Source organism: Streptomyces sp. Ag82_O1-12 (assembly GCF_900182715.1).
GTDB classification, from domain to species: Bacteria; Actinomycetota; Actinomycetes; order Streptomycetales; family Streptomycetaceae; genus Streptomyces; species Streptomyces massasporeus.
Window position 1 is genome coordinate 959,957 of sequence record NZ_FXUW01000001.1, and the last position, 24,165, is coordinate 984,121.

Below are 24,165 nucleotides of genomic sequence, written 5' to 3' on the forward strand. Positions count from 1 at the left end.
TCAAGTTTGGTAGCAGTCGGACCGCCGTGATCCCGGGTCTCGTACCCGGACGGCATGGAGTAGCACGTGAAGCCCAACCGGTTCACCTCCCCACCCATCGGTCGGCCGGGGGCCGGTTTCGGCAACCCGCCGGAGCCGTCCTCCTCTGGCCGCGAACGCTGGCCCTTCACGGCCAGAGCGGAAGAACTCGACGCGTTCACCGCCGCCCTCGACGACCAGGCCACCACGGCCGTCATCGTCCACGGGCAGGCGGGGGTGGGCAAGAGCCGCCTCGCCGACGAGTGCCTGCGGCTGGCGGCGCGCAGAGGTCACCGGGTCGAGAAGGCGGTGGCCACGCCCTCCCTCGCCGCACTGCCGCTCGGGGCACTGGCACATCTGCTGCCCGCCGACGCCGTCTCGCACGACCCCGTCGCCGCCTTCCACGCGGCGGCCCGGGCGTTCGGTCTGCGCCCGGAGCCGAAGCACCGGCCGGATGCACCGGACCGGCCGGCGGTCCTCTTCATCGACGACCTGCACCTGCTGGACAATGCCTCGGCGGTGCTGCTCGGCCATCTGCTGTGGGCCCGCGCGGTGTTCCTCATCGCCACCGTCCGCGACGGCGCGCCCCCCTCCGACGCCGTCGAGGCGATCGACCGCAGCGAATCGACCCGCCGCATCGCGGTACGGCCCTTCAGCCGCGCCCAGGTCCGCAATGTCCTGCGCCGCTGCCTCGGCCACCCCATCGAACACGCCGCCCTGGATGCCCTGGTCGCCTCCTCCCAGGGCAACGCCCTGTTTCTCTACGAGCTCGTCAGCGGGGCGGTCGACGACGGCACACTCGAACTGGGCGACGGCCTGTGGCGCCTGAACGGCCGCCCCACCGGCACCCGCCGGCTCTCGGCGATCATCCGGCAGCGCCTCCAGGGCCTGTCCGGCCCGCGCGAGGAACTGTTCGAACTGGTTGCGCTTTGCGAGCCGATCCCCCTCTCCGCGCTGCGCCCGGCGGGCTCCGGGGCCGGCGATGTGGAATGGCTGGAGAAGCAGGGTCTGATCCAGGTCCACGCCAACGGCAGACGCACGTACTGCACCCTGGGCCACCCTCTGTACGGCGAGGTCGTGCGACGCCACATCTCCCCCCGCCGACGCCGGGAGGTCTACACCGCGCAAGTGCGGAGACTGCGCTCACACGGCGTGCGACGCCGGGAGGACGCGCTGTGCCTCGCCTCCTGGCAACTTGCCGCCGAACTGCCCGTGGACACGGAGCTGTTGGTGTCCGCGGCGGCCATGGCACGGCACGTACGCGACTTCCCGACCGTACTGGAACTGCTGTCCAGGCACCCGGATTCCCAGGCACCGTTCGCCGTGTGGCTGATGCGCGGCGAGGCCTACCACCACACCGGCAACTGGGAGCGCGCCGAGCAGTGCCTGTCCAGGGCGCAGCAGTCGGCCGGCGGGGAGGCCGAGCTGCTGACCGCGGTCATGGAGCGGACCCAGAACCTGTTCTGGGGCTTCGGGGACACCCGGCGGACCCTGGAGGTGAACGCTGCCGCGGAAGCGGGGCTCGGCGCGAGCGGCCGACGGATCCTACGCATCAACGAGGCGGGCTACCTCATGTACTGCGGGGACATCCGCACCGTTCTGCATCTGCTGGAGGATGCGGAGAAGGTGCATGTCCCGCGGCTGCGGATGTGGGGTCAGTTGCAGATGTCCCTCGCTCTGTCGTACGTGGGCCGCACCCGGGAGGCCGCGGAGCTGAGCCGGCGGGTCCACGAGGAGCTGACCGGCGCGGCGGCTGAGGAAGGGCGCTACGATCCCTCCTCGCACTGCAGCGGTCCCGCCATCTACCGGGTAGTCGCACTCACCGAAGCCGGGCGTCCGGACGAGGCACGGACGATCGGCGAGGACGCCTTCACCCGCGCGGTGGGTGCCCAGGCCGTCTATGTGCAAGCATGGATCGCGGCCCATATGGGGCGCTGCGAGCTGATGGCCGGGCGGCTGGAGCAGGCACGGGACTGGTACGCCGAGGCCATCTCGCTGGCCCGGGCGAACGACTACCCCCGTCCGCTGGTGCTGAGCTGCGCCGGACTCGCCGCTGTCCAGGCCCAGTTGGGCGCCGTCGCGGAGGCACGGTCGGCACTGGAGGGCGCCCGGAGCGCACCGGATCTGCAACAGGCGTCGAACCTGTCGGTCCAGCTCGCCGCCGCTTGGATCGAGGCGGCCGACGGACACCTTCCGGAGGCCCGCGCCCTGCTGACCGCCGCCGCCCACCGAGCCGGCGAGGTGGGCATGCACTCCTACGAGGGCTGGCTGCTCAGCGATGCCGCCCGGCTGGGCGGCGCGGCTCAGGCACAGGACCGGCTGGGGGAGTTGGCGCGGACAAGCGACAGCGATCTGGCGCGGGCCCGGGCGATCAGCGCGCGGGCGCACGCGACCGGATCGGCCGACGCGCTGCACACCGCGGCGGACCAGTGTCTGCTGGTGGGTGCGGAGCTGCTGGCGGCCGAGACCGCCTGCGAGGCGTCCCGGGCAGCCGAACGGGAGGGGGACCAGCGGGGCGCAGCCGCCGCGGCCGTCCTGGCCGGACGCTCCCTGGCCCGCTGCGGTGGAGCGCTGACCCCGGCGCTGGGCGTCGGGACGGCCCGCCCGCTCACCCGCCGGGAGTCCGAGATCGCCGAACTGGCGGCGGAGGGGCTCACCAGCCAGGAGATCGCGGGTCGGCTCGTGCTCTCGATCCGTACGGTCGACAACCATCTGCAGCGCGTCTACAGCAAACTCGGGATCGCCTCGCGCACCCAACTGGCTGACGCACTGGCGGGCCTGGCCGAGATCCGGACACCTGCCGCCCGGCGCAAGGGGAATGACGCGTACTCATGAAGCCCGGTCCCGTTCGGCCGGGACTGTTCGGGCTCTGAGCCGGGCGCCTGCTCCGGCTACATCCCGCTCTGCCGCGACGTCGAATCCTTCGTGTACGCACTCGTCGAGCTCCGGAACCTCGAGATCAACCTCGACAACGACGGGGATCCCGAAGAGCTCTCGGCACGCCTCAAGGAAACCGTCGGCGCCTTCGACCCCACGCCCTTCACCGACGAGGACTCCCAGTGGAACCTCTGACTGGAAGAGCAGGAACCCCCCTGGTCTTCACCCGTCAGGCGCCCTTCACTCAACCCGCTCTCGACCGAGCCCGGCGTGCGCGCTGACTCCCGGCATCCGGGCCTGGAGCTGCTCGGAGCGCAGACCGCCCTAGCGGGCCCGCACCTCCGCGGTCACCGGCTGGACCGCGATGAAGCACGGGTCGGGCGGCTGCTCGGGACGGGTCCCGGGACCGGCGGGCTAGAAATGCCGAGCGGAAGTCCCGTACGACAGGAGGTCCAACTGATGAGTGTGGGTATGCGCCGGCGAGCCGCGACGACAGGCGTGACGCTGACCCTGGCGGGCGCGCTCGGATTGGGGCTGACGACGCCTGCGGCGTATGCCGCCGGCCAGGGGCCCTGCTACGACGGCCGGTGCGACATCACCGTGTCGGCGCCCAAGACCATCAAGGTCAACAGCAGGAAGTTCGGGTTCGGGACGCTGAAGGTCAACAGCGTCAGTTCCCGTTCCGTGAAGTTCTCGGCCACCTCGGGCGGGGTGTACTTGAGCGGCAGCACCAGTCCGGGCGGCACCGTCAAGCTCAACAATCTGAAGATCTGGGTGAAGTCGGTCTCCGGCCACAAGGCCAAGCTCAGCCTGTTCCCCACCCGGTACTGAACTCGTCCCTGAACCCTGGCGCCGTCGTCTCGCGGCGGGGTTCGTTTCCCGGACGGCACCGGTCAGAGCCTCCCGACCTGCCGAACCCGAGCCGGACCACGGGCGGTGTCGGAGTGCTGTCGGCGCCGCCCGTACCGGAACCGGGGGCCGATGCGTCAGGACGCGAGGTACTCCCATTTCTTGGTGGCTGCGCAATCCGTGAATCCGAAGCGCTTCGCCGCCGGGCCGACGGCCTCCGCCGCGTCCTTGTTGACGGCCGACTGCATGATGAGCACCAGGTCCGTCCCGAGCCGGTAGTTCTGTATCTGGCCCTTGAGGTCCTCCAGGCCGGTGATGTAGGTGCCGAGCTTGTCCGACCAGGCGTCCAGGGCCTTCCGACCGCTCTCCGGCTTCGGCATCTTGCGGACCTTTGCGCGGAGGCCCTTCAGCAGGACCACCCGTTCGCCCATCTTCGGTACGTCGCTCTCGTCGATGCCCGCGCCATACGCCAGGTCACCGGTGAACCGCTCGTTGATCTCACGGCATGACGCGTCGGCGCTCCGGATCAACTCCTGCTTCGGTGACGCCGGGGAAGAGGAACAGCCGGCGACAACCGGCACCACGAGCCCCATGACGGCGGCTGCCACACGCATGACCTTCGACATGCCTTCACGATGGCGTGCCCCGGCCGGGAGGGGTCCCGGCGCGCTGTGTGGGTTCTGAGCGGGTCCGCATGAAGTCCGGTGAAACAGATCACTGCCAAGCCTGCGCTGGGTAAACTCCGTCACCTGGCAGGACCGTGCGCGGTGGGGCGAGGGGTGGGGCGGTGCTGGTGACCCCAGAGGCCGGGGACAAGATCGCCGACCGGTATCTCTTGCAGGAGCCCGTCGGCACCGGCGGGATGGGCGTCGTCTGGCTCGCCTGGGACGAGCGGCTCGAGCGACGGGTCGCGGTCAAGTGCGCACGCCTGGACGACGATCGGGCCGCGCGACGGCTCATGGGCGAAGCGCGCAACTCCGGGCGGCTGCACCACCCGAACATCGTGGGCGTCTTCGACTTCGTCGACGAGGGCTCCACCTGCTGGATCATCATGGAATACGTCCCCTCGCGCAGCCTCGCGCAGATCATGACGGAGAGCGGCCCGCTCACACCCGAGGAGGCCGGGTCGATCGGCTGCCAGATCGCGGACGCGTTGGCGAAGTCCCACGGTGAGGGCGTGGTGCACGGCGATGTGACGCCGGAGAACATCCTCGTCACCGACGAAGGCGTCGCGAAACTGACCGACTTCGGAATCTCGCGGGCCCTGTGGAACGACGTCACACACAGCACTACGGGCAGTGTGCGCGGCAAACCCCGGTACCTGGCCCCAGAGTTGGCCAAGGGGCGGCCCGCGGGCGAGAAGTCCGACGTGTTCTCCCTGGGCGCCTCCCTGTTCGCGGCGGTCGAGGGCCAGTCGCCGTACGGGGAGGCCGAACACCCGATGGCCTACCTGGCTCGGGCCCTCGAGGGTCACATCGAGCCCATGCGCCGGGCCGGTCCGCTGGACGGGCCGCTCACCGCTCTGCTGGAGGTGGAGCCCCGGCACCGGCCCGATGCCGCCAAGGCGCGGAAGCTGCTGACGCACGCCGCACCGCCGCCCCGGCCCGTGCAGGAGCAGCTGCACGACAGCCGCACCCGTGACCTCACGTCCCACACGTTCAGGCTGCCGCGACTCGTACGCCGCGTGCAGGACTTCACGCCTTTCATGCTTCCACTGCCACGGCCCGTACGCCGACGCCGCCTTCCCTTGGCGATCACGGCGGTGGCGCTGGTCACAGCGGGCGCGATCACGGTCGGGCTCGTCCTCTACGGCCCGTGGGCCGCGAAGGACAAGGGTGGCCGTACCGGTGTGCCCGATGCGAAACCCTCGGCCACGGGGCGGGCCGGCACCATCGGCGACGAGCGTACGGCGGACCCCTGCGGCCTGCTCGACGCCGCCTCGCTGAGCCGCTTCGGCGACACCGCGCTCGACCCGGCCTACGGGGAGATCGACCGGTGCGACGTCCTGGTGCGCAACAACAGCGGCGACGACAACGCGGATGTCCAGGTCAACCTCGACTCGGACCGGGACGACTTCGACGACATCGTGTCCAGCCATGTGGTCCGCGGCCTCACGGTCGTGACACTCAAACGGGACGGGAGAGCCTGTGTACGGGCCGTCCTGACCGCCGACGGCAAGCAGATCCGCGTCATCGGCAAGCAGCTCTACAAGGTGGCGCCCGACCCGTGTCACATGGCCGACGCCGCCACCGATCGCGTGGTCGGCGTGCTGGCGGCGGGCCCGGTACCCCGGCGTTCGTCGTCGCCGGCCGCCAACTCCCTGGCCCGGCTGAACACGTGCACGCTCCTCGACGCCGCCGAGCTCAAGCGGCTTCCCGGCGTCACGGTGGGCAACCAGGACCGCGGCTTCGGTTCCTGGGACTGCGAGTGGTCGAGCGACGACGGCAACCGCGGGGTGGAGATCCAGTTCAGTCGGGACAACTCGCTGGACGCCGACGACGGAACGCTCGTCGACGTCGCCGGCACGAAGAGCTACTTCACCGCGAACGACGTCGAGGACGACAGCTGCACCGTACGCACCCCGCACCGCAGCTACACGGACTCCGCCGGCGAGCGCACCACCGAACTGTTCGAACTGACCGTGTACGCCCCGAATCCGACCAAGCAACTGTGCGACACCGCCACGGAGTTCGCGACCGTCGCCGTACGGAACATCGCGAAGCAACTGCCGGAGCAGTGACATGACCGAGCCGGGAACCTCACGGAGAGGGCCGAGGGAGGGGGCAGTGCCCGCTCCGGGCGGCCGTCTGCTGCCCGCCACCCACGGGAGCCTCGCCCGGGGCGCGTCCGCGCCGCTGCCCGGCACCGTCTTCGCGCTTGCGCTAACCGGCGGCATGACGCTGGGGCCCGGGGAGGGCCGCGAGGTCCTGTTCGGCCGCAACCGGCCCGAAGTGCACGTCTGCCTCGGCGAGGACGACCCCCAGGTCAGCCGCCACCAGGGCACGCTCACCCACCAGGACGGCCGCTGGTGGGTGAGCAACGCCGGGCGGCTGCCGATCCGGTGCCTCGGGGGCCGGCTGCTGTTCCGGGGCGAGGAGCCGCTGCCGCTCGACACCGGTTACACCCCGCTGTTCGCCGGCGGTTCACGTGGCCGCGAGCACTTGCTGGAGGTCTTCGTCACCGGCCCCGAGGGCGAGAGGCCGGTACCGCGGCACGGGGACGTCACCCGCCCGCCCCGGGTGTGGGCGCTGACCGAGCAGGAGCGGCTCGCCCTCGTCGTACTCGGCCGGCGGTACCTGCTGCACGAGCCCCGGCCGCAGCCGCTGACCTGGAGGCAGACCGCCGCCGAGCTCGCCGAGTCGCAGCCCTGGGCGGGCTGGACCGACAAGCGCGTCGAGCACCTGGTCAACGGCGTGCGCACCCGGCTGTCCCGCGACGGGGTGCCCTGGCTGACCCGCGAGGAGCTCGGCGAGCCGGTGGGCAACGCGCTCAACGACAACCTGATCCGGGCGCTGCTGGCATCGACCACCCTCGTGCCGATGGACCTGGCGCTGATCGACGCCGCCTGACGCCGAACCCACCGGGCAGCCGTGGCGCCTGGCCTGGTCTTCCACCGAGTCGGGCGCCTCGCGCGAAGACGCATCTCCTGCGGGTCTTCGCGAAACTCGACGTCAGCGGCCGCACGCGCGCCGTCGTGGTCGCCCTGGAACGCGGGCTCCTCGCGCGCTCGTGAGGCCCGCGCGCCCCGGGCCGGATCCAGGCGCTGTCCGGCACTCCGGGGAGCCGGGCTCAGCCGCCGCGACGTACCCGGGCCGCCCTGCGGGCCTCGGCCAGCTTGCGCGCCTCATTGCTCTTGCGGGACGGCCTGCCACCGGAGCCGCTCTTCGCGTCCTTGGTGCTGCCCAGGCCGCCGAACGGGACGTTGTGGTTCTTGGGGCGCGGTACGGCCGACCCGCCGTCGAGCGGAGCCCCGGAGGGGGCCTTGGCGCCGGTGATCCGGCTGAGCTCCGCCTCCCCGGACCGCACCTTGGTGACCTTGGGCGTGACGTCGGCGTCCGCCATGACCTGGCTCGTCTCGCGGCGCTGTCCCGACAGCACGAGTGTCACGACGGTGCCGGAGCGGCCGGCCCGGGCCGTGCGGCCCGCGCGGTGCAGATAGTCCTTCGGGTCGGTGGCCGGGTCGACGTTGACCACGAGGTCGAGGTCGTCGACGTGCAGGCCGCGTGCGGCGACGTTCGTCGCCACCAGCGCGGTGACCTGCCCGTTCTTGAACTGGGCCAGAGTCCGGGTGCGCTGCGGCTGGGACTTCCCGCTGTGCAGGGCGGCGGCGGCCACGCCGCTGGCCCGCAGGTGCCGCGTGAGCTGGTCGACGCCGTGCTTGGTGTCCAGGAACAGCAGGACGCGGCCGTCCCGGGCGGCGATCTCCGTGGTCACGGCGTACCGGTCCGGGCCGTGGACGACGAAGACGTGGTGCTCGATCGCGGACACCGCGCTGGAGGAGGGGTCCACGGAGTGGACGGCGGGGTCGCGCAGGTAGCCCTGCACCAGCTGGTCGACGTCGCGGTCGAGGGTGGCGGAGAACAGCATCCGCTGCCCGTCGGGACGCACCTGGTCCAGGATCTCGGTGACCTGCGGCAGGAAGCCCATGTCACACATCTGGTCGGCCTCGTCCAGGACCGCGATGCGCACCCGTCCCAGTCGGCAGCCCTTGCGTTCGACGAGGTCGTGAAGGCGGCCGGGCGTGGCGACGACGATCTCGGCGCCGTCCCGCAGCGCGGCGGCCTGCCGTCCGATGGACACGCCGCCCACCACGGTCGCGAGCCGCAGCCGCAGGGCCTCGGCGTACGGGGTGAGGGCCGCGCCGATCTGCTGCGCCAGCTCCCTGGTGGGCACGAGGACGAGCGCCAGCGGCTCTTTCGGCTGCGCGCGCCGCCCGGCCGTCCGGGCGAGCATCCCCAGGCCGAAGGCGAGCGTCTTGCCGGATCCGGTGCGGCCCCGGCCCAGGACGTCCCGTCCCGCGAGCGCGTCCGGCAGCGCCGCCACCTGGATGGGGAAGGGCACAGTCACGCCCTGTTCATCGAGCACCCGCAGAGCCTCGGCCGGCAACCCCAGCTGGGCGAAGGACGTCGCCGTGGGCACTGCCGAAGCGGCACCCGACGCCTCGGACACATCGCCCTGCTGCCGGGCATCGGCACATGTTGATTCGCTCACAGAGAGCCTTCCTCCGAAGGGACCGTACCGAGGAAGGCGCGGCAGTGACGCGGCCGCCGACCAGAGGCACCCAACGGAGCACCGACACAGCGACACAGCAAAAGCGCAAGGGTAGCACGGGGAACACCGTCCAGGCCCCCCGTGCCGCGCCGCTCAGCCGAGGAACGACAGCCCGACCTGCCTGTGCGGAGCCATGTGGTACCCCGGGGACACTCCCGGCATCGACGCCCAGCGCGGCCCCGACAGACGTCGACGGAGTGGAGCCAGGATCATCCTGGCTCCACTCCGTGCGGGCGTGTCACTGGAACTGTGCGAAGAACCTCCAGATCTCTGCTTTGGTCCAGGTGGTGACGCCGCTTTCGCCGGAGGAGCCGTCGACCGGACCGGGCATGTGGCCTCCGTCGAACGCGGCCCATTGGACCGGGTATCCGGCACGGCAGCCCGAGTAGGTGGTGGTGATGTGCGTTCGGCTGCCCGGCGCGGGCTCGCGCGGGCTTTGGGCGGTGCAGCCGTTGTTGGCGACGAACTTGTCGCGCAGGGACCGCCCTTGCCCGATGTTGAGGACGTTGTCGCTGATGCCGTGGATGCCGAAGTAGGCGATGGGCTGGGTGCCGCCGCCGCACCCGCTGATCTGGGCGCCGGACATGACCGCGACGGCCCTGAAGACGTTCGCCCGGCTGCATGCGAGTGCGTAGCTCATGCCGCCGCCCCAGCTGAAGCCCGTGGCAAAGCGCTGTGCCGGGTTGACACAGAGGCCGCCCTCGATGCGACGGATCATGTCGTCGACGAAGGTGATGTCCTCACCGCCCGAATTGGCCCAGCCGTTGCCGAGGCCCTGGGGGGCGACGAGGATCGCTCCGTTGTTCGACTGTTCCTGTTGGCCGTAGTAGGACCAGGCGTTCCCGCTCGTGCCGCCCGAGGCGACGTCGCCGGCGGTTCCGCCCCGCCAGTGAAACGCGAAGATCAGCCGGTAGCGGTGGCTGTTGTCGTAGTTGGCGGGAACCCTGAGGATGAAGCTGCGGCTCTTGCCGCCGCTCTGCATCGTGTGCGTACCGCTCGCCAGGGCCGGGGCGCTGCCGCATCCGCCGCCGCCACCTGACGACAGCTTGATCATCTGCCATTGCTGGTTGGCGCCGCCCCAGTCGGAGTACTGGACGACGTTGCCGCCGTCGGCGGTGGAGGCGCCCTGCACCTCCACCGCCTTGCCGCTGGTGCGGTTGATCAGCCGCACATGGCCCGCGTCGGAGTCGGCCAGGCGGAACTGCTGGTTGGCCCCGTTGCCGTCGGCCCACTGCTGGATCGCGGCACCGTCTGCGGTCGAGGCGCCGGCCACGTCGAGAACCTTGCCCGAATGCCGGGCCTTGAGGCGGTAGAAGCCACCGCCGGAGTCCACGAACTGCCATTGCTGGTTGGCTGCGTCGTTGCGCGTCCACTGGCTGACCCGCGCGCCGTCGGCGGTGGACGTGCCAGAGACGTCCAGCGCCTTGCCGCTGTTGCGATTGACCAGGACATACCAGGCATTGGTGTCCACCGTCGCCGCCTCGGCGGGCGCCGGGTTCACCGCGGCGAGCATGCCGATCGCGAGGGTCGCCGCCACCACGGCGGCGACCCGGGACCACCAGCGATGTCCACGTGGAGGGGCGGGGGAAGCCGCACCGTAGGTCTTCATCGAATCACGCCTTCGCTTGTGGCAGGTTCCATCAGGTGCGGGTCCAGCGTTGGTTGCTGCCGTTCGAGCAGGAGTAGAGCTGGATCAGGGTGCCGTTGGCGGTGCCGGCTGCGGCGGCGTCGAGACAGAGGCCGGACTGGACGCCGACGATGGATCCGTCAGAGTTGAGGCGCCATTTCTGGTTGTCGCCGCCCCAGCAGCTGTAGATCTGGACTTTGGTGCCGTTGCCGGTGCCGGCGGCGTCCAGGCACTTGTTGCCGTAGACCCTGAGCTCGCCCGCGGCGGTGTAGGCCCACTGCTGGTTGGTGCGGTTGTTGCAGTCCCACAGGTGGAGCTGGGTGCCGTCGGTGGTACTGGTGCCGGGCACGTCCAGGCAGCGGCCCGAACCGACGCCCTTGATCGACCCGGAGTCCGAAGGGGGCGTAGTGGAGCCGCCGTTGAGCGCGTTGAGGACAGCGGTGTAGGCGGGCTTCTTGCTCCCGTCGCCGTTGAACAGCAGCGGCGTGTGCTCCGGTCGCCAGGAGTCGCTGTCGCGCACACCCCAGACGGTGATGCCGAGACAGCGCGGGACGGCCAGACAGTCGTTGGTCACGTTGGCGTAGGTCGTGGCCGGGGCGCCCTGGATGTCGAGTTCGGTGATGGCCACGTCGACGCCGAGGGCGGCGAAGTTCTGCAGGGTGGTGCGGAAGTTGCTGTTGTAGGGGCTGCCGCTGTTGAAGTGCGACTGGAAGCCGACACAGTCGATCGGCACGCCGCGCTGCTTGAAGTCCCGGACCATGGCGTACATGGCCTGGGTCTTGGCCCAGGTCCAGTCCTCGACGTTGTAGTCGTTGTAGCAGAGCTTGGCGGCCGGATCGGCGGCGCGCGCGGTGCGGAAGGCGACCTCGATCCAGTCGTTGCCGGTGCGTTGCAGGTTGGAGTCGCGCCGGGCTCCGGAACTGCCGTCGGCGAAGGCCTCGTTCACGACGTCCCACTGGGCGATCTTGCCCTTGTAGTGGGCCATCACACCGTTGATGTGGTTGATCATCGCCTGGCGCAGCGTGCTGCCGCTGAGGCTCTGCATCCAGCCGGGCTGCTGGGAGTGCCAGGCCAGGGTGTGGCCGCGCACCCGCTTGCCGTTCTGCACCGCCCAGTTGTACACGCGGTCACCGGCGGTGAAGTTGAACTGGCCCCGCTGCGGTTCGGTGGCGTCGATCTTCATCTCGTTCTCGGCCGTCACCATGTTGAACTCACGGCCCGCGATCGTCGTGTACGCCGAGTCGCCCAGCCTCCCCGAGGCGATGGCGGTACCGAAGTAGCGGCCGCTCTGCGCCGCCGCGGCGCCGAGCGTGTTCTCGGCGGCGGCTGCGGTCGGCGGTGCCACCAGTGTGGCGACCGCACCGAGGGCGCCGACGACCAGGGCCGACAGCAGGCCGCGGATCCTTCGTCGGACAACGGATCTGGGTAGGGCATACGAGCCCATGACGGTGCCTCCAAGGTAGACATCACGGAAGGACTGAAGCGCAGGGAAACGCGTCGTCCGCTCCCACTCGGCAGACGGACGGGGCGGGCCGGAACCCGCGGAGCACGGAATCACCGGAACCTGACGGGGTGGCGCAGGTGCTGGGGTGCGTGGATCTGTCGTGCGGCTGTGCGTGGATCTGCCGTGCAGCACAGATGGCCCAGGACCGAAGTGGTTCGATATTTCGCACTGGGGCCGGGTGCTCAGACACGGATGATTGAGGTGCTGACGATGGTCGTCAATAGTCCCCGCAGAACAAGTTTCGATTCATCACCCGAAACTTTCCGGAACACCGGCGGGCCGGACGGCCAACCCCCGGCGCCACCGCGGGCCGGGCGTGACTGCTTCTCAAGCCCAACGGGGAGGCGCTGTTTGTGGACAGATCGGCGACAGGCCTTGACCAGAGGGCGGCGCATTCCTAGCTTGTGGCGTCGAAGCATCCGGGAATTCTTCGAAACATTCGAGATTCTCCCTGCCCCGGCACGTCCGCTCCGCGGCTCATCAGGGTCACCTCACCCCACCCCACAAAGGAGGCCTACTGATGCGGTTTCGTCACCCGTCCCCGGTCCGCCCAAGACACTTACTCGCCGTCCTCGCGCCCTTGCTGTTCATGGCCACCTTCCTCGGCGCCCAGCCCGCCCGCGCGGCGACCGTAGACCCCAGCGCCTCGTATGTCCTGGTCAACCGCAACAGCGGCAAGGCCCTGGATGTCCACAACATGGCGACCAACGACGGCGCCCGCATCACCCAGTGGACCAGGAACAGTCAGAACCAGCAGCAGTGGCAGTTCGTCGATTCCGGGGGCGGCTACTACCGCATCAAGTCCCGCCACTCGGGCAAGGTGCTGGACGTCCACAACTGGTCCACCGCGAACGGCGGCTCGATCGTCCAGTGGGCCGACCTGAACGCCACCAACCAGCAGTGGCGGCTGGCCGACAGCTCTGAAGGCTACGTGAGGCTCATCTCGCGCCACAGCAACAAGGCCCTCGAAGTACAGGGCGCGTCCACCGCGGACAACGCGAACATCGTCCAGTACGACGACTGGGGCGGCACCAACCAGCAGTGGCAGCTCGTCAAGGTCGGCGGCGACAATCCCGGCTCGTGCGATCTTCCGTCGACGTACCGCTGGACATCAACGGGCGCGCTGGCGCAGCCTAAGCCGGGGTGGGTCTCGCTCAAGGACTTCACCGTCGTCCCGTACAACGGCAGGCAACTCGTCTATGCGACGACGCACGACACGGGGACGAGTTGGGGTTCGATGAACTTCGGCCTGTTCACCAATTGGTCGGAGATGGCCTCGGCCGGCCAGAACACGATGTCGTCCTCCACCGTCGCGCCCACGCTCTTCTACTTCGCGCCGAAGAACATCTGGGTGCTCGCCTACCAGTGGGGCGGGACCGCCTTCTCCTACCGGACGTCGAGCGACCCCACCAACCCCAACGGCTGGTCCGCGGCGCAGCCGCTGTTCACCGGAAGCATCTCGGGCTCCGGAACAGGACCCATCGACCAGACGCTCATCGCAGACGGATCGAACATGTACCTGTTCTTCGCCGGTGACAACGGCAAGATCTACCGGGCCAGCATGCCGATCGGGAACTTCCCGGGCAGCTTCGGCTCGTCGTACACGACGATCATGAGCGATACGACGAACAACCTGTTCGAAGCCCCGCAGGTCTACAAGCTGCAGGGCCAGAACCGCTACCTCATGATCGTCGAGGCGATCGGCTCTCAGGGCCGCTACTTCCGCTCGTTCACGGCCACCAGCCTCAACGGCTCATGGACACCCCAGGCCGCGACCGAGAGCAATCCCTTCGCCGGCAAGGCGAACAGTGGCGCCACCTGGACCAACGACATCAGCCATGGCGAACTGATCCGCACCAGCGCCGACCAGACCATGACCGTCGATCCCTGCAATCTGCAGTTGCTCTACCAGGGGCGCAGCCCCGACTCCGGCGGCGACTACGGCCTGCTGCCCTACCGTCCGGGGCTGCTGACCCTGCGGCGCTGACGGTGTGACACGAGTCCGGCTCCGGTAGGGAGCCGACGTGGCGGGCTCGGCGGAAGGCCGAGCCCGCCCGTTTCCAGTCCGAGGGCCGTCCCGTGACGCGGTGCGCGGCAGTAGCGCTCTGATCGCGGCTCATGCCAAGGGAGGTGTCCGAGGCGGAGTTGCCGTCCCGCAGAGAACCCTTGGCCCGAAGGGGCCGCGCCCATGAACGCCGGTCCGGCCGGCCCGAGGGCGACCGGATACAGTGCGCGGGACGGCAGCCCGGTCAGGGAGGGGAAACGTGACCGACACCAGCAACACCCGACCCGCCGACAGCGAAGCGGGACCTCCGCGGCAGAGCCGACTGCACCGCCTGATGCGCTACCTCCCCCTGATCGCCCCCGTCCTGCTGTGGGCCGTGCCCTGCTGGGTGCTCCTGCACACCGGCCAGCACTGGCCGCTGCCCGTCACACTGGTCGGCACCGCCCTGTTCGCCCTCGGCCTCGTCGGTATGCCGCTCGCTATGGCGCGCGGCCACGGCCGCCGCCAGCAGGACCGGGCGGCGATCGTCGGTGACACCCTGCTTGGGGTCAGCTGGGTGCTGTTCACCTGGTCCGTCCTGCTCGGCGTCCTGCTGCGCCTCGCCCTGACCGTGGCCGACGTAGGCGACGGTCGGAACCGGGCCCGGATCGTCACGTGGGCCGTCCTCGGCGTTACCGCCGCACTACTCGCCTGGGGGTACGCCGAAGCCCGCCGCGTTCCGCGTGTACGCCGACTCGACGTGCAACTCCCGCGCCTGGGAGCCGGATTGGACGGCACCCGTGTCGCCCTCATCACCGACACCCACTACGGCCCGCTCGAGCGCACTCGGTGGTCGGAGCGGGTATGCGAGACGGTGAACACGCTGGAAGCCGACCTGGTCTGCCACACCGGCGACATCGCGGACGGCACGGCCGAACGCCGCCGCGCCCAGGCCGCCCCTCTCGGCACCGTCCGGGCCACCCATGCCCGGGTCTACGTCACCGGCAACCACGAGTACTACAGCGAGGCCCAGGGCTGGGTCGATCTGATGGACGAGCTGGGCTGGGAGCCGCTGCGCAACCGCCATCTGCTGCTCGAACGCGGCGGCGACACCCTCGTGGTCGCCGGCGTGGACGACGTCACTGCGGAGTCCTCCGGCCTGGCAGGTCACCGGGCCCACCTCGCCGGAGCCTTGGACGGCGCCGACCCCGACCTGCCCGTCCTGCTCCTGGCACACCAGCCCAAGTTCGTGGACCGGGCGGCAGCCGACGGCATCGACCTCCAGCTCTCCGGCCACACCCACGGCGGCCAGATCTGGCCCTTCCACCACCTGGTCCGTATCGACCAGCCCGCCCTCGCCGGCCTCAGCCACCACGGCACCCGCACCCTCCTCTACACCAGCCGCGGCACCGGCTTCTGGGGCCCGCCGTTCCGCGTCTTCGCCCCCAGCGAGATCACCCTGCTCGTGCTCCGCTCCCCGCATCTGCCCACCTCGCCGTAGCACTGGGTGGGCCAACACATCGGCGTTCAGCGGATGGTCGCGCGAGAAGATGTCATGGGCCTCCTCGGCGACGCCCAGCGCGACGGCGCCGAGGGTCAGACCGAGGGTGTGTAACCGCTGAGCCGGGTCAGCCCGGTCGCCGAGCGCATTGCGATACGGGGGAATGACAGCATGCACACGCCTGCGGAGGAGCTGCTCTGCCGACTCGTGGCGGCCGATTTGGTGGGGCGAGCCCGGGCCGCCGCCGACGACCGGTTCTTCGACCTCGGCGGAGACAGCATCACGGCCACGATCTGGCCCGCATGGCACGGGAGGTGGTTTCGTCCGCAGGCGCCGACGCCGGGCAGTGCGACGGCAGTGCGAGGCAGGCCGGAGACGGTGTGGGCAGCGCGCCTCTGACCCCGGTGATGGCCACGAAGAGCTGAACATCGCGGCAGAGGGGCCCGGCCTCATCGGCCGGGCCCCTCTGCCGCACCAGGGCGGATGCCCGTCGGGTGCCCCTCGTTGTGGACGGGTCTAGCGCCGGTGGTTTCCGATGGTGACGGTGCCCTTCGTCGTGGCGCCGGTCCTGTTGTCGTAGAGGACATCGCCGGTGGACTTCTTCCAGATCTTGATGCGGAAGGTGTCCGGGCCGTCGGTGGCGGTGACTCTGAAGGCGTAGCCTCTCTTGCCGCCCACCGTGCCGGTGCCCTGGTAGACGGCCTGGGAGCCGTTCACCACGAGCCAGTCGGAGCCGGTCGAGCGGAAGGTGAGCCGGGCGGGCCCGAAGACGAACGAGGCCTTGCCGGTGGGGACGGTCGCTCCCTTCCGGTACTGGGCGGCCAGGGTGAACGCCGCCTTTCCGGTCAGTCCCGGCCTGCCCGGGTAGGCACCGGCCGGCGAGGTGATCGTGCCGGCTCCGGCGGCGGGCCCGGCGGACCGGTCGTAGACGATCAGTTCCGCGAGGGTGGTGGTGTCCGTGCCCGCGTCGTCGTCGGTGACCGTGACGGCCGGGCGGTGGATGCCCGCGTCGTCGTAGACGTGTGCGGCGCGGCAGCCGGAGCCGGTGACCGTGCCGGTCGTCGGCCGGCCGCCGTCCTTCCAGTCGACCTTGCAGGTGTGGCTGTCGGACGTGCCCGGGTCGTCGAAGGACGCGGTGACCACGGCGGCCTTGCCGACCGGGAGCGGCGAGCCGGGGCCCTTGGCGGACGTGATCGTCGGGGCCGCGTTGGAGACCTTGACCGTGGTGGTGTCGGTGGAGCGCCCGCCGGTCAGGGTCGCCCGGAAGGTGCCGTCGTCGGTGCAGGTGACGGTCGTGCGGGCCGCCGCGGGGTCGTCGACGGTGCACGGGGCGCCGCCCTCGACGGTCCACTCTGGGGTGCCCGCCCCGGAGACGGTGCCCCCGAGGGTGATCGCCTCGCCCTCGGCCCCGGTGGCGTCGGGCCCGGCGTGGACGACAGTGACCGGGTCGATGCCGCCGAGGGTCGGGACGACCTTCTCGATCAGGCCGTCGGAGCCGAACTCCAGCTTGTCGATGGTCGTTTCGCGGTGGGTGCCGTCGCCGCCGGGGATGGCGAAGCGGTGGTAGGCGATGTACCAGTCGTCGGTGTTCGGGACGTGCACGACGGAGTGGTGTCCGGGTCCCTTGATGCCCAGGGACAGGTCCTTCTCCAGGATCACGCCCTGCTTGGTCCACGGGCCGGTGGGCGAGGGGCCGGTCGCGTAGGCGACGCGGTAGTTCTCGTCCCGGGTGTCGTTCTCCGACCACATGAAGTAGTAGGTGCCCTTGCGCTTGATGACGAAGGTGCCCTCGTTGTAGCCGCTCGGGGTGATGTCCGTGACCTTCGCGGTGTCGATGGAGGTCATGTCGTCGCCCAGCGGGACGACATAGGCGCGGCCGTTGCCCCAGTAGAGGTACTGCTTGCCGTCGTCGTCGGTGAAGACCGCCGGGTCGATCATCTGGCCGCGGAAGTCACCGGCCTTCAGCAGGGGCTTGCCCAGGGCGTCCTTGAAGGGGCCGGTGGGCGAGTCGGATACGGCCACGCCGATGTTCGCGTCGGCGCAGAAGTAGAAGTAGTACTTCCCGTCCTTCTCGGTCATCGCCGGCGCCCAGGCCCGGCTGTCCGCCCAGCTGACGTCCGGTCCCAGGTCGAGGATGACGCCGTGGTCCTTCCAGTGGACCAGGTCCGTGGACGAATAGGCCTTGAACTGCGTTCCGCTCCAGCCCTCGAAGCCGTCGGTCGTCGGGTAGATGTAGAAGGTGTCGCCGAAGCGCACGATGTTCGGGTCGGCGTTCAGCCCCGGCAGGACCGGGGTCTTCATGATCAGCGCCGAGACCTTCCAGGTGCGCTTCTTGCCGTCAGCCCCGGTGACCTCGTAGGTCACGGGCTTGGTGAAGTCGTGCGCGCTGCCGGATGCCGGGCTGACGGTCGCGCCCTCGGCGAGGGTGAACTCCGGTGCCAGCGCGGTGAGATCGGTGCCCGCCTTCATCGGCAGGGTGATCGTCCCGGCCGCGTTGTCGACGAGCGCGTCGACCTTGAGCGCCGGGTGCGTCGCCTTGGCGATGCCCGCCGTGTTGCCGCTCAGGCGCATGACCTCGGTGCCGGTGAGGGCACGGTCGTAGATGCGGAAGTCGTCGACCTCGCCGCCGAAGTACGGGTCGGCCGCGTAGAAGGACCGGCCGATGTAGCCGCTGTAGTCCTTGGCCGCGCTGTACAGCTCGGACGGCTTGATGGTGGTCGTGGTGCGGGCCGCCTCGATGCCGTCGGCGTAGAGGACCATCGTGCCGGTGGCACCGTCCAGCGTCACCGTGACGTGCCGCCACTGGCCGGGCGTCAGCTGAGAGCCGGCTGTGAGCTTCGACTCCGCCGACCAACTCGCCTTCGTGATGGCCGAGTAGAGGCTGGAGCCGCCGTTGGACGGAGTGGCGAACAGGTACCTGTCGCTGTCGGGGCCGAGCCCGAACAGCCACTGGAAGCTGCTGCCGCCCTTCCACTTGGCGTACGTCGACACCGTCACGCTGTCGGCGTTCTTCAGCACGCCGTTCGGGATCTTCACATACGGCGAGTCCGAGCCGCCGGACATCTTGAACGAGCCGCCGTCGACGCCGGTGCCGAAGTCGGGGGTGCGCACATAGGTGCCGTGGTAGCCGTGCCCGCTGGAGTCACGGGCGATGGTGCCGCCCGTCTCGTCGAAGTCGTAGTGCAGCAGCAGGCCGGCCGGGGCGTCCGGCCCGTCGTCGGACACGGTGACCTCGGCCCGGACCGGGATCGCGGTCCCGTCCGGCAGGCTGCCGGTCACGGTGAAGGTGCCGGCCTGGGCGTACTTCGACGCCGGTACGTCCTCCCAGGTGACCGCGAGGGGACGCTTCACGCCGTCGGCGTACTCGGCGATCACCGTGGCCGGCAGGACCGGGGCCTGGCCGACCCGCGTCTTGACCGACACGTCCTCGACGCTCTTCACGATCTGGTCGGGCTGGTAGGCGCGCAGCAGCCGGTCGTACTCGGCCTGCGTGACCGGCAGCACGGTGCCGTGACGGGGCTTGGCGGGCAGGTCGTAGCCGGTGGAGGGGGTCCAGGTACCGGAGTCGAGGTCGGTCGACTCGAACGGGATGTAGCCGCGGCCGCCGAACTCGTCGAGGAACGCGTACCACTTCTCCTCGGTGTTGGACTTGAACACCAGCGGTCCCTCGGCGGCGTTCATCGCGCCCTTGCCGATGCCCTCGGCGACGGCGGTCCAGGACGGGTTCAGGATCGAGTCGCTCTTCTCCTCGAAGATGAACTTGCTGTTGGGGGTGGAGGAGCTGTTGTTCCGCTCGTCCTTGGACAGCCGGTAGTACGTGCCGTCGTGCCGGATCATCGTGGAGTCGATGACCGAGTAGCCGCGGTCGATCCAGACCTTGGGCTCGCTGAAGGTGTAGAAGTCGCGGGTGGTGGCGTACATCATGCGGTTGTACGTGTCACCGGAGTGGTCGGCGTCGTCGTACAGCTTCGACGCCCAGAAGACGACGTATTCGCCGCGCTCGGCGTCGTAGAACGCCTCCGGCGCCCAGGTGTTGCCCGCGCTGTCGGGTGAGACCTTGACCAGGCGCTGGTTCGTCCAGTGCACCAGATCGGTGGACTCCCAGACCATGACGGACTTGCTGCCGGTGCGCTGGGAGGCGTCCCAGTCGCCATTGCCGTAGATCCTGAGGTCGGTGGCGATCTGGTAGAACTTGTCGCCCTCCGGGGAGCGGATGATGAACGGGTCGCGCAGGCCCTTCTCGCCCAGCGTGGAGGTGAGGACCGGCTTGCCGTCGTTCAGTTCGCGCCAGTGCAGCGGGTCGTTGCCCTTGCTGAGGGCGGCGTAGAGCTGTTCGCCGTCGGAGGTGCCCTCGCCGGTGAAGTAGCTGAACATGTAGCCCTTGAGGGCCGCCTCGGCGGGCAGTTCGGGCACCTTGGCCCTGAGGACGCGGGTCGCTTCGGCCTCGCCCTTGGTGACGGTGGCGGTCAGTTCGACGGTGGTGGCGCCGTCGCCGTGCGCGGGGCGGTGGACCTCGCCGTCGGCGGAGACGACGTCCGGCTTCGCGGAGGACCAGGTGACGGTCGTGCCGTAGTCGCCGCTCGCGGGCAGGGTGAGGTTGCCGCGGGCGTCGTCGAGGTTGTGGACCGTGAGCGCGTCGGCGGCCTGCCGGGTGGCGGCCGCGTCGTCGAGCGCGGGCCGGACCGTGACGTCGAAGGTCTTGGTGCCGGTCACGGTGCCCTTCTTCAGGGTCGCCGTGAGCGTGGCGTGGCCGTCGGGTGAGCCGGCCTCGGGGCGGATGACCTTGCCGGTGTCGGACACGACGGAGGGGTTGTCGCTGTCCCAGCTGATGGAGGAGCCGCCCGCCGGGCCGGTCTTCGGCAGGTCCAGGTCGGACGTGATGCCGGTGGTGTCACCGAGGCTGAGGGCGTCCTTGTCGTCGGCGACGCCCTGCGTGGCGACGGGGAGGGAGAGCTGCTCGACCTCCGAGCCGTCCAGAGCCCGGTCGTACACGCGGAAGTCGCGTATCCGGCCCTTGAAGAGCTTGTCGCCGTCGTAGACGGACTTGCCGATGTAGTTGGCCTTGGTGGTGCCGGAGCCGATGGCGCCGGGCGTGGTGGTGACCGAGGTGTTGCGGCCGACTTCGACGCCGTCCTCGTAGAGCACGCCCGTGGAGCCGGTCTGGGCGTAGGTGATGTGCTTCCACACGCCGCGGGTCAGGTTGTGGGAGTCGGACGGCTTGGTGGTCTGCTCGGTCGACCAGTTGCCCGTCGCGAGAGAGGTGCGGAAGGAGTTGCCGGTGGTGAACAGGTAGCCGTTGCCGGTGCCCGCGCTGGTGTTGCCGAAGCCGTAGAGGAAGTAGGGGGTGCTCTGGGCGGAGTCGATCAGCACGTCCATGGAGACGGTGATCGCGTTCATGCCCTTCATGACGTCGTCCGGCACCTTGATGTAGGTGTCCGATCCGTTGAAGGCGAGCCCCTGGCCGGATGCCGACCAGTCTGCGGTGCCGTTGACCGTGCCGTTCCGGCCGTTGCCGGAGGCGTCGGTGGCGGTGCCGCCCGAGGTCGCATCGAGCTTGTACCAGAGGGCCAGGCCGTCGGTGATGTCCGCGGTTTCGGCCGCCGGGGCCTGTGGGGCCGTCGGTGCGGCGTGTGCGGAAGCGGTGGGTCCGGCGAGGGTGAGCAGCAGCGACGCGGCGGTCAGTCCGGCGAGATGGCCCGCCCGGCGTCTCGCGCGGCTGCGAAGTCGTGCGACGTGCGTCATGTCGAGGTTCCCTGCTGAGGCATGGCTGATGACGGACAAGGCGGAACGGAAAGGACGAGCGGCCGACGAGGCGACGGCAAGTCCTTGCCGTGGGCCTGCCGTTGCACGCAGGTGATGTGCGTGGCGAGAGTCTCAGCGACGCCCGGGGCAGCGTCAAGAGGTTTCGAACAATGTCCGACAGGTCGAACACCCGTGATGCCGCGCCCCGGGTCGCCGAGTGCCGTCGGTCAGCGGGGGCGGACGCCTCGCGGGCGTGTCAGTTCTCGCCTCTCGTCGCCACCACGGCCCAGGTGCGGTGCGGGACGTGGACGACCTCGCCGGGGAACCGGTCACGCAGCACCCGTCCGAGGGCCTCGTCGAAGCGCTCCACCTCGTCCGGCGGCAGGCTGGCGCCGACCCCGGCACTGGCCCGGATCCGGCCCCGCCACACCTCGGGCGGGTACGGCACGTCCAGGTTTATCGGCACCGGGGAGCCGGGACTTTCGCGGACGAGGGCTGGCAACTTCTACAGTGCTGTAGAAGCTACTGACACTTATGGAGTTCTCATGGCCCTGTGGGACCGTCTCAAGGAATCCGCCTCGACGATGCAGACCCAGCTGATCGCGAAGAAGAACGACCTGAAGAGCGGCGCCTTCCGCGACTCCAGTATGGCCATGTGCGCCCTGGTGGCCGCCGCCGACGGCACGGTCGACCCGTCCGAACGGCAGCGCGTCGCCCAGCTCATCGCCACCAACGAGGTGCTGCAGAACTTCCCGGCCGACGACCTGCGCCGCCGCTTCGAGGACAACCTCGACAAGCTGACCGCCGACTTCGACTTCGGCAAGGTGAGCGTCATGCAGGAGATCGCCAAGGCGAAGAAGAAGCCGGCCGAGGCGCGGGCCGTCGTCCAGATCGGCATCGTCATCGGCGGCGCCGACGGCGACTTCGACAAGGACGAGCAGGCGGTGGTCCGCGAGGCGTGCTACGCCCTCGACCTGCCGCCGCACGAGTTCGACCTCTGACCGACCGGGCCCGGGGGCCGAGGGGCCAACGTGGTGTCCCCCGGCTGTGTCGAGCGGCAGGGGCGCGGGGATTCGGCCATGCTGGGGCTGCGCGGCGCCTTTTGGTGCTGTTTTGCGCGGTTTGGCACTCCCTCCACACGACAAGGAGCCCCGCATGCCCACGGACCCGCTCGGACGATTCCTGGCTGCTCTGGACCCGGAGCACCGCGAGGCGATCGGCACCAGGCCGCGCCAGGAGCAGGAGCGCCTCGCGGCGGCCTGGGAACGGGAACTGGAGGCGGACGACGAGCTCGACACCCTCGACGAACTGTCGCCGCCCGCGGCTGAGGCGGAGGCGGCCCGCCGCGTCCTGGAGCGCGAGACCTACTAGGGCCGCGTCGTGGGGCAGGCGGGGCTGTGCGGGCACGGCCCAGGGCGCGCCGGCTGCCCCTCCTTGCCGCCCGGTCGGCGTGCGGCACGACTCCGCCCGTTCGCGTGGGCTCAACTTCGTTGTGCCGCACAGGACTTGAGGCGCGGGGAACATGACCCGGGACGAGCTGATCCGGCCGGTGCCGGCGCTGTCGCGGGAGCACGGTCGGACGCCCGAGCCGGTCACCGCGCCGCCGCTCCTCGCCCGGGCCTCGCACCCCGCCCTCCGCTATGACCGCCTCCGTGGCCGGCGACGCCTGGCGTGTGTCCTGGCCGTCGGCGCACGACATGCTGGACGTCCCCGGCGAACATCTGACGATGACGCGGGAACACGCGGACACCGCGGCTGCGGGCGTCCGCGCCTGATCGGGGGGTGTCCGCGGACCTGGCGTGAGCGTGCCGAGCGGGCCGTCGGGATACCGCCGAGCAGCAGGATTGTCCGTGATCCGTAACAGACGCATCCGTCGGCCGCCTTCCGCCCTCTTGCCGTATGCACGGGCTCCACGGCGACGGCGAAGGAACAAAGGACATGGTGCGAAGTGGCGAGCGGGGATGGTACGCCAAGGTACTGGCGGCGGCGCTCGGGGTGACCGCGGTGGCCGGCCTCAGCTCGTTCTGGAACGCGCAGGTCGGCAACGGCGGTGAGCGACCCGGCCAGGGCGTCGCGGCGCCCCCCGCCCAGTCGCAGGACCGGAAGGCGACGCCCGTGGCGGCGGGCATCGCGCACGCCTCGGACGCGGGTGCCCGTGGCGTCAACATCACCATCGACGACGGACCGGACCCCGCCTGGACCCCCGAGGTGCTGCGGGTATTGCGGGACTACGGCGTGAAGGCCACGTTCTGCATGGTGGGCACGCAGGCCCGCGCCCACCCGGACCTGGTCAAGGCGGTGGTGGCGGCCGGGCACCGGCTCTGCGACCACACGGTCTCGCACGACGTCACCATGGACCGCAAGTCCGAGGCCTACCAGTCACAGCAGATCCTGGACGCCGAACGCATGATCACCAAGGCGTCCGGAGGCGTCCGCCCGCTGTACTACCGGGCGCCCGGCGGAGCCTTCACCCCCTACAGCCGTCAGCTCGCCGCGTCCCACGGGATGCGCCCGCTCGGCTGGAACATCGACTCCAAGGACTTCGAACGACCCGGCACGGAGGCCATGGTGGCCACGGTCAAGAACGAGATCTCCAACGGCCCGACCCTGCTCTTCCACGACGCGGGCGGAGACCGCTCGCAGACCGTCGCCGCCCTGCGCGAGGTGTTGCCGTGGCTGAAGGAGCAGGGGTACTCCTTCGGCTTCCCCGTGCGCTAGCCGCGGCCGGCGGAGCCGGACGGCGGTCGCGGGCCGCCGAAGCCGCCAGGGGCGCTCCGGCGTCCGTTCCATCA

At 70.2% G+C, this 24,165-nt stretch carries 17 protein-coding genes and 1 pseudogene; 12 read left to right on the top strand and 6 right to left on the bottom strand.

Going from position 1 to position 24,165, the window contains the following annotated elements; genetic code table 11:
- Window positions 1-66 precede the first annotated feature (66 nt).
- From QOL88_RS04435 to QOL88_RS04445, 3 genes are all read left to right on the top strand, one after another.
- Window positions 67-2,853 carry a LuxR C-terminal-related transcriptional regulator gene (locus QOL88_RS04435; RefSeq protein WP_097215180.1) on the top strand — a complete coding sequence of 929 codons (2,787 nt, stop codon included), beginning with the start codon at window positions 67-69 and terminating at the stop codon, window positions 2,851-2,853.
- A 90-nt stretch (window positions 2,854-2,943) separates the two neighbouring features.
- A complete protein-coding gene (locus tag QOL88_RS04440; protein WP_179878768.1) occupies window positions 2,944-3,090 on the top strand; it encodes a hypothetical protein in 147 nt (48 codons plus the stop codon).
- A gap of 264 nt (window positions 3,091-3,354) precedes the next feature.
- Window positions 3,355-3,726 carry a hypothetical protein gene (locus tag QOL88_RS04445; protein WP_097215181.1) on the top strand — a complete coding sequence of 124 codons (372 nt, stop codon included), beginning with the start codon at window positions 3,355-3,357 and terminating at the stop codon, window positions 3,724-3,726.
- A 155-nt stretch (window positions 3,727-3,881) separates the two neighbouring features.
- Here QOL88_RS04445 and QOL88_RS04450 read toward each other — a convergent pair whose 3' ends face one another.
- On the bottom strand, window positions 3,882-4,370 hold the full coding sequence (locus QOL88_RS04450; RefSeq protein WP_097215182.1) for a hypothetical protein: 489 nt from the start codon (window positions 4,368-4,370) through the stop codon (window positions 3,882-3,884).
- A gap of 161 nt (window positions 4,371-4,531) precedes the next feature.
- On the opposite strand from QOL88_RS04450, the gene QOL88_RS04455 reads away from it, so the two are divergent.
- The 3 genes and pseudogenes from QOL88_RS04455 to QOL88_RS04465 form a co-directional block, all read left to right on the top strand.
- Window positions 4,532-6,484, top strand: a complete 1,953-nt coding sequence (locus QOL88_RS04455) for a serine/threonine-protein kinase (RefSeq protein WP_097215183.1) — start codon at window positions 4,532-4,534, stop codon at window positions 6,482-6,484.
- A gap of 46 nt (window positions 6,485-6,530) precedes the next feature.
- A complete protein-coding gene (locus QOL88_RS04460; protein ID WP_218892910.1) occupies window positions 6,531-7,313 on the top strand; it encodes an FHA domain-containing protein in 783 nt (260 codons plus the stop codon).
- 65 nt (window positions 7,314-7,378) lie between these two features.
- Window positions 7,379-7,477 (top strand): annotated as a pseudogene (locus tag QOL88_RS04465) (DNA-binding response regulator); the annotation flags it as partial.
- A 56-nt stretch (window positions 7,478-7,533) separates the two neighbouring features.
- On the opposite strand, the gene QOL88_RS04470 reads toward QOL88_RS04465, so the two are convergent.
- From QOL88_RS04470 to QOL88_RS04480, 3 genes are all read right to left on the bottom strand, one after another.
- Complete coding sequence (locus QOL88_RS04470) at window positions 7,534-8,913, bottom strand: DEAD/DEAH box helicase (protein ID WP_257028035.1); 1,380 nt, start codon at window positions 8,911-8,913, stop codon at window positions 7,534-7,536.
- Between the two features lie 340 nt (window positions 8,914-9,253).
- Entirely contained in the window at window positions 9,254-10,624 is a 1,371-nt protein-coding gene (locus QOL88_RS04475) for an RICIN domain-containing protein (protein WP_373559269.1), read from the bottom strand.
- Window positions 10,625-10,655: 31 nt separating this feature from the next.
- A complete protein-coding gene (locus tag QOL88_RS04480; RefSeq protein WP_097215186.1) occupies window positions 10,656-12,086 on the bottom strand; it encodes an endo-1,4-beta-xylanase in 1,431 nt (476 codons plus the stop codon).
- A 580-nt stretch (window positions 12,087-12,666) separates the two neighbouring features.
- On the opposite strand from QOL88_RS04480, the gene QOL88_RS04485 reads away from it, so the two are divergent.
- Complete coding sequence (locus QOL88_RS04485) at window positions 12,667-14,133, top strand: non-reducing end alpha-L-arabinofuranosidase family hydrolase (RefSeq protein WP_097215187.1); 1,467 nt, start codon at window positions 12,667-12,669, stop codon at window positions 14,131-14,133.
- Window positions 14,134-14,410: 277 nt separating this feature from the next.
- Window positions 14,411-15,631 carry a metallophosphoesterase gene (locus QOL88_RS04490; protein ID WP_097215188.1) on the top strand — a complete coding sequence of 407 codons (1,221 nt, stop codon included), beginning with the start codon at window positions 14,411-14,413 and terminating at the stop codon, window positions 15,629-15,631.
- Window positions 15,632-16,147: 516 nt separating this feature from the next.
- On the opposite strand, the gene QOL88_RS04495 is transcribed toward QOL88_RS04490, so the two are convergent.
- A complete protein-coding gene (locus QOL88_RS04495; RefSeq protein WP_097215190.1) occupies window positions 16,148-21,373 on the bottom strand; it encodes a family 43 glycosylhydrolase in 5,226 nt (1,741 codons plus the stop codon).
- Between the two features lie 256 nt (window positions 21,374-21,629).
- Window positions 21,630-21,821 carry a hypothetical protein gene (locus QOL88_RS04500; RefSeq protein WP_257027494.1) on the bottom strand — a complete coding sequence of 64 codons (192 nt, stop codon included), beginning with the start codon at window positions 21,819-21,821 and terminating at the stop codon, window positions 21,630-21,632.
- A gap of 97 nt (window positions 21,822-21,918) precedes the next feature.
- Between QOL88_RS04500 and QOL88_RS04505 the strand changes: the two genes are divergently transcribed.
- The 4 genes from QOL88_RS04505 to QOL88_RS04520 all read left to right on the top strand — a co-directional run bounded on the left by QOL88_RS04505 (window position 21,919) and on the right by QOL88_RS04520 (window position 24,091).
- Complete coding sequence (locus QOL88_RS04505) at window positions 21,919-22,374, top strand: tellurite resistance TerB family protein (protein WP_097215191.1); 456 nt, start codon at window positions 21,919-21,921, stop codon at window positions 22,372-22,374.
- A gap of 154 nt (window positions 22,375-22,528) precedes the next feature.
- Complete coding sequence (locus QOL88_RS04510) at window positions 22,529-22,744, top strand: hypothetical protein (protein WP_097215192.1); 216 nt, start codon at window positions 22,529-22,531, stop codon at window positions 22,742-22,744.
- Between the two features lie 269 nt (window positions 22,745-23,013).
- Window positions 23,014-23,148, top strand: a complete 135-nt coding sequence (locus QOL88_RS04515; protein WP_257027495.1) for a hypothetical protein — start codon at window positions 23,014-23,016, stop codon at window positions 23,146-23,148.
- A gap of 163 nt (window positions 23,149-23,311) precedes the next feature.
- Window positions 23,312-24,091, top strand: a complete 780-nt coding sequence (locus QOL88_RS04520; protein ID WP_097215193.1) for a polysaccharide deacetylase family protein — start codon at window positions 23,312-23,314, stop codon at window positions 24,089-24,091.
- The last annotated feature ends 74 nt before the right edge of the window (window positions 24,092-24,165 follow it).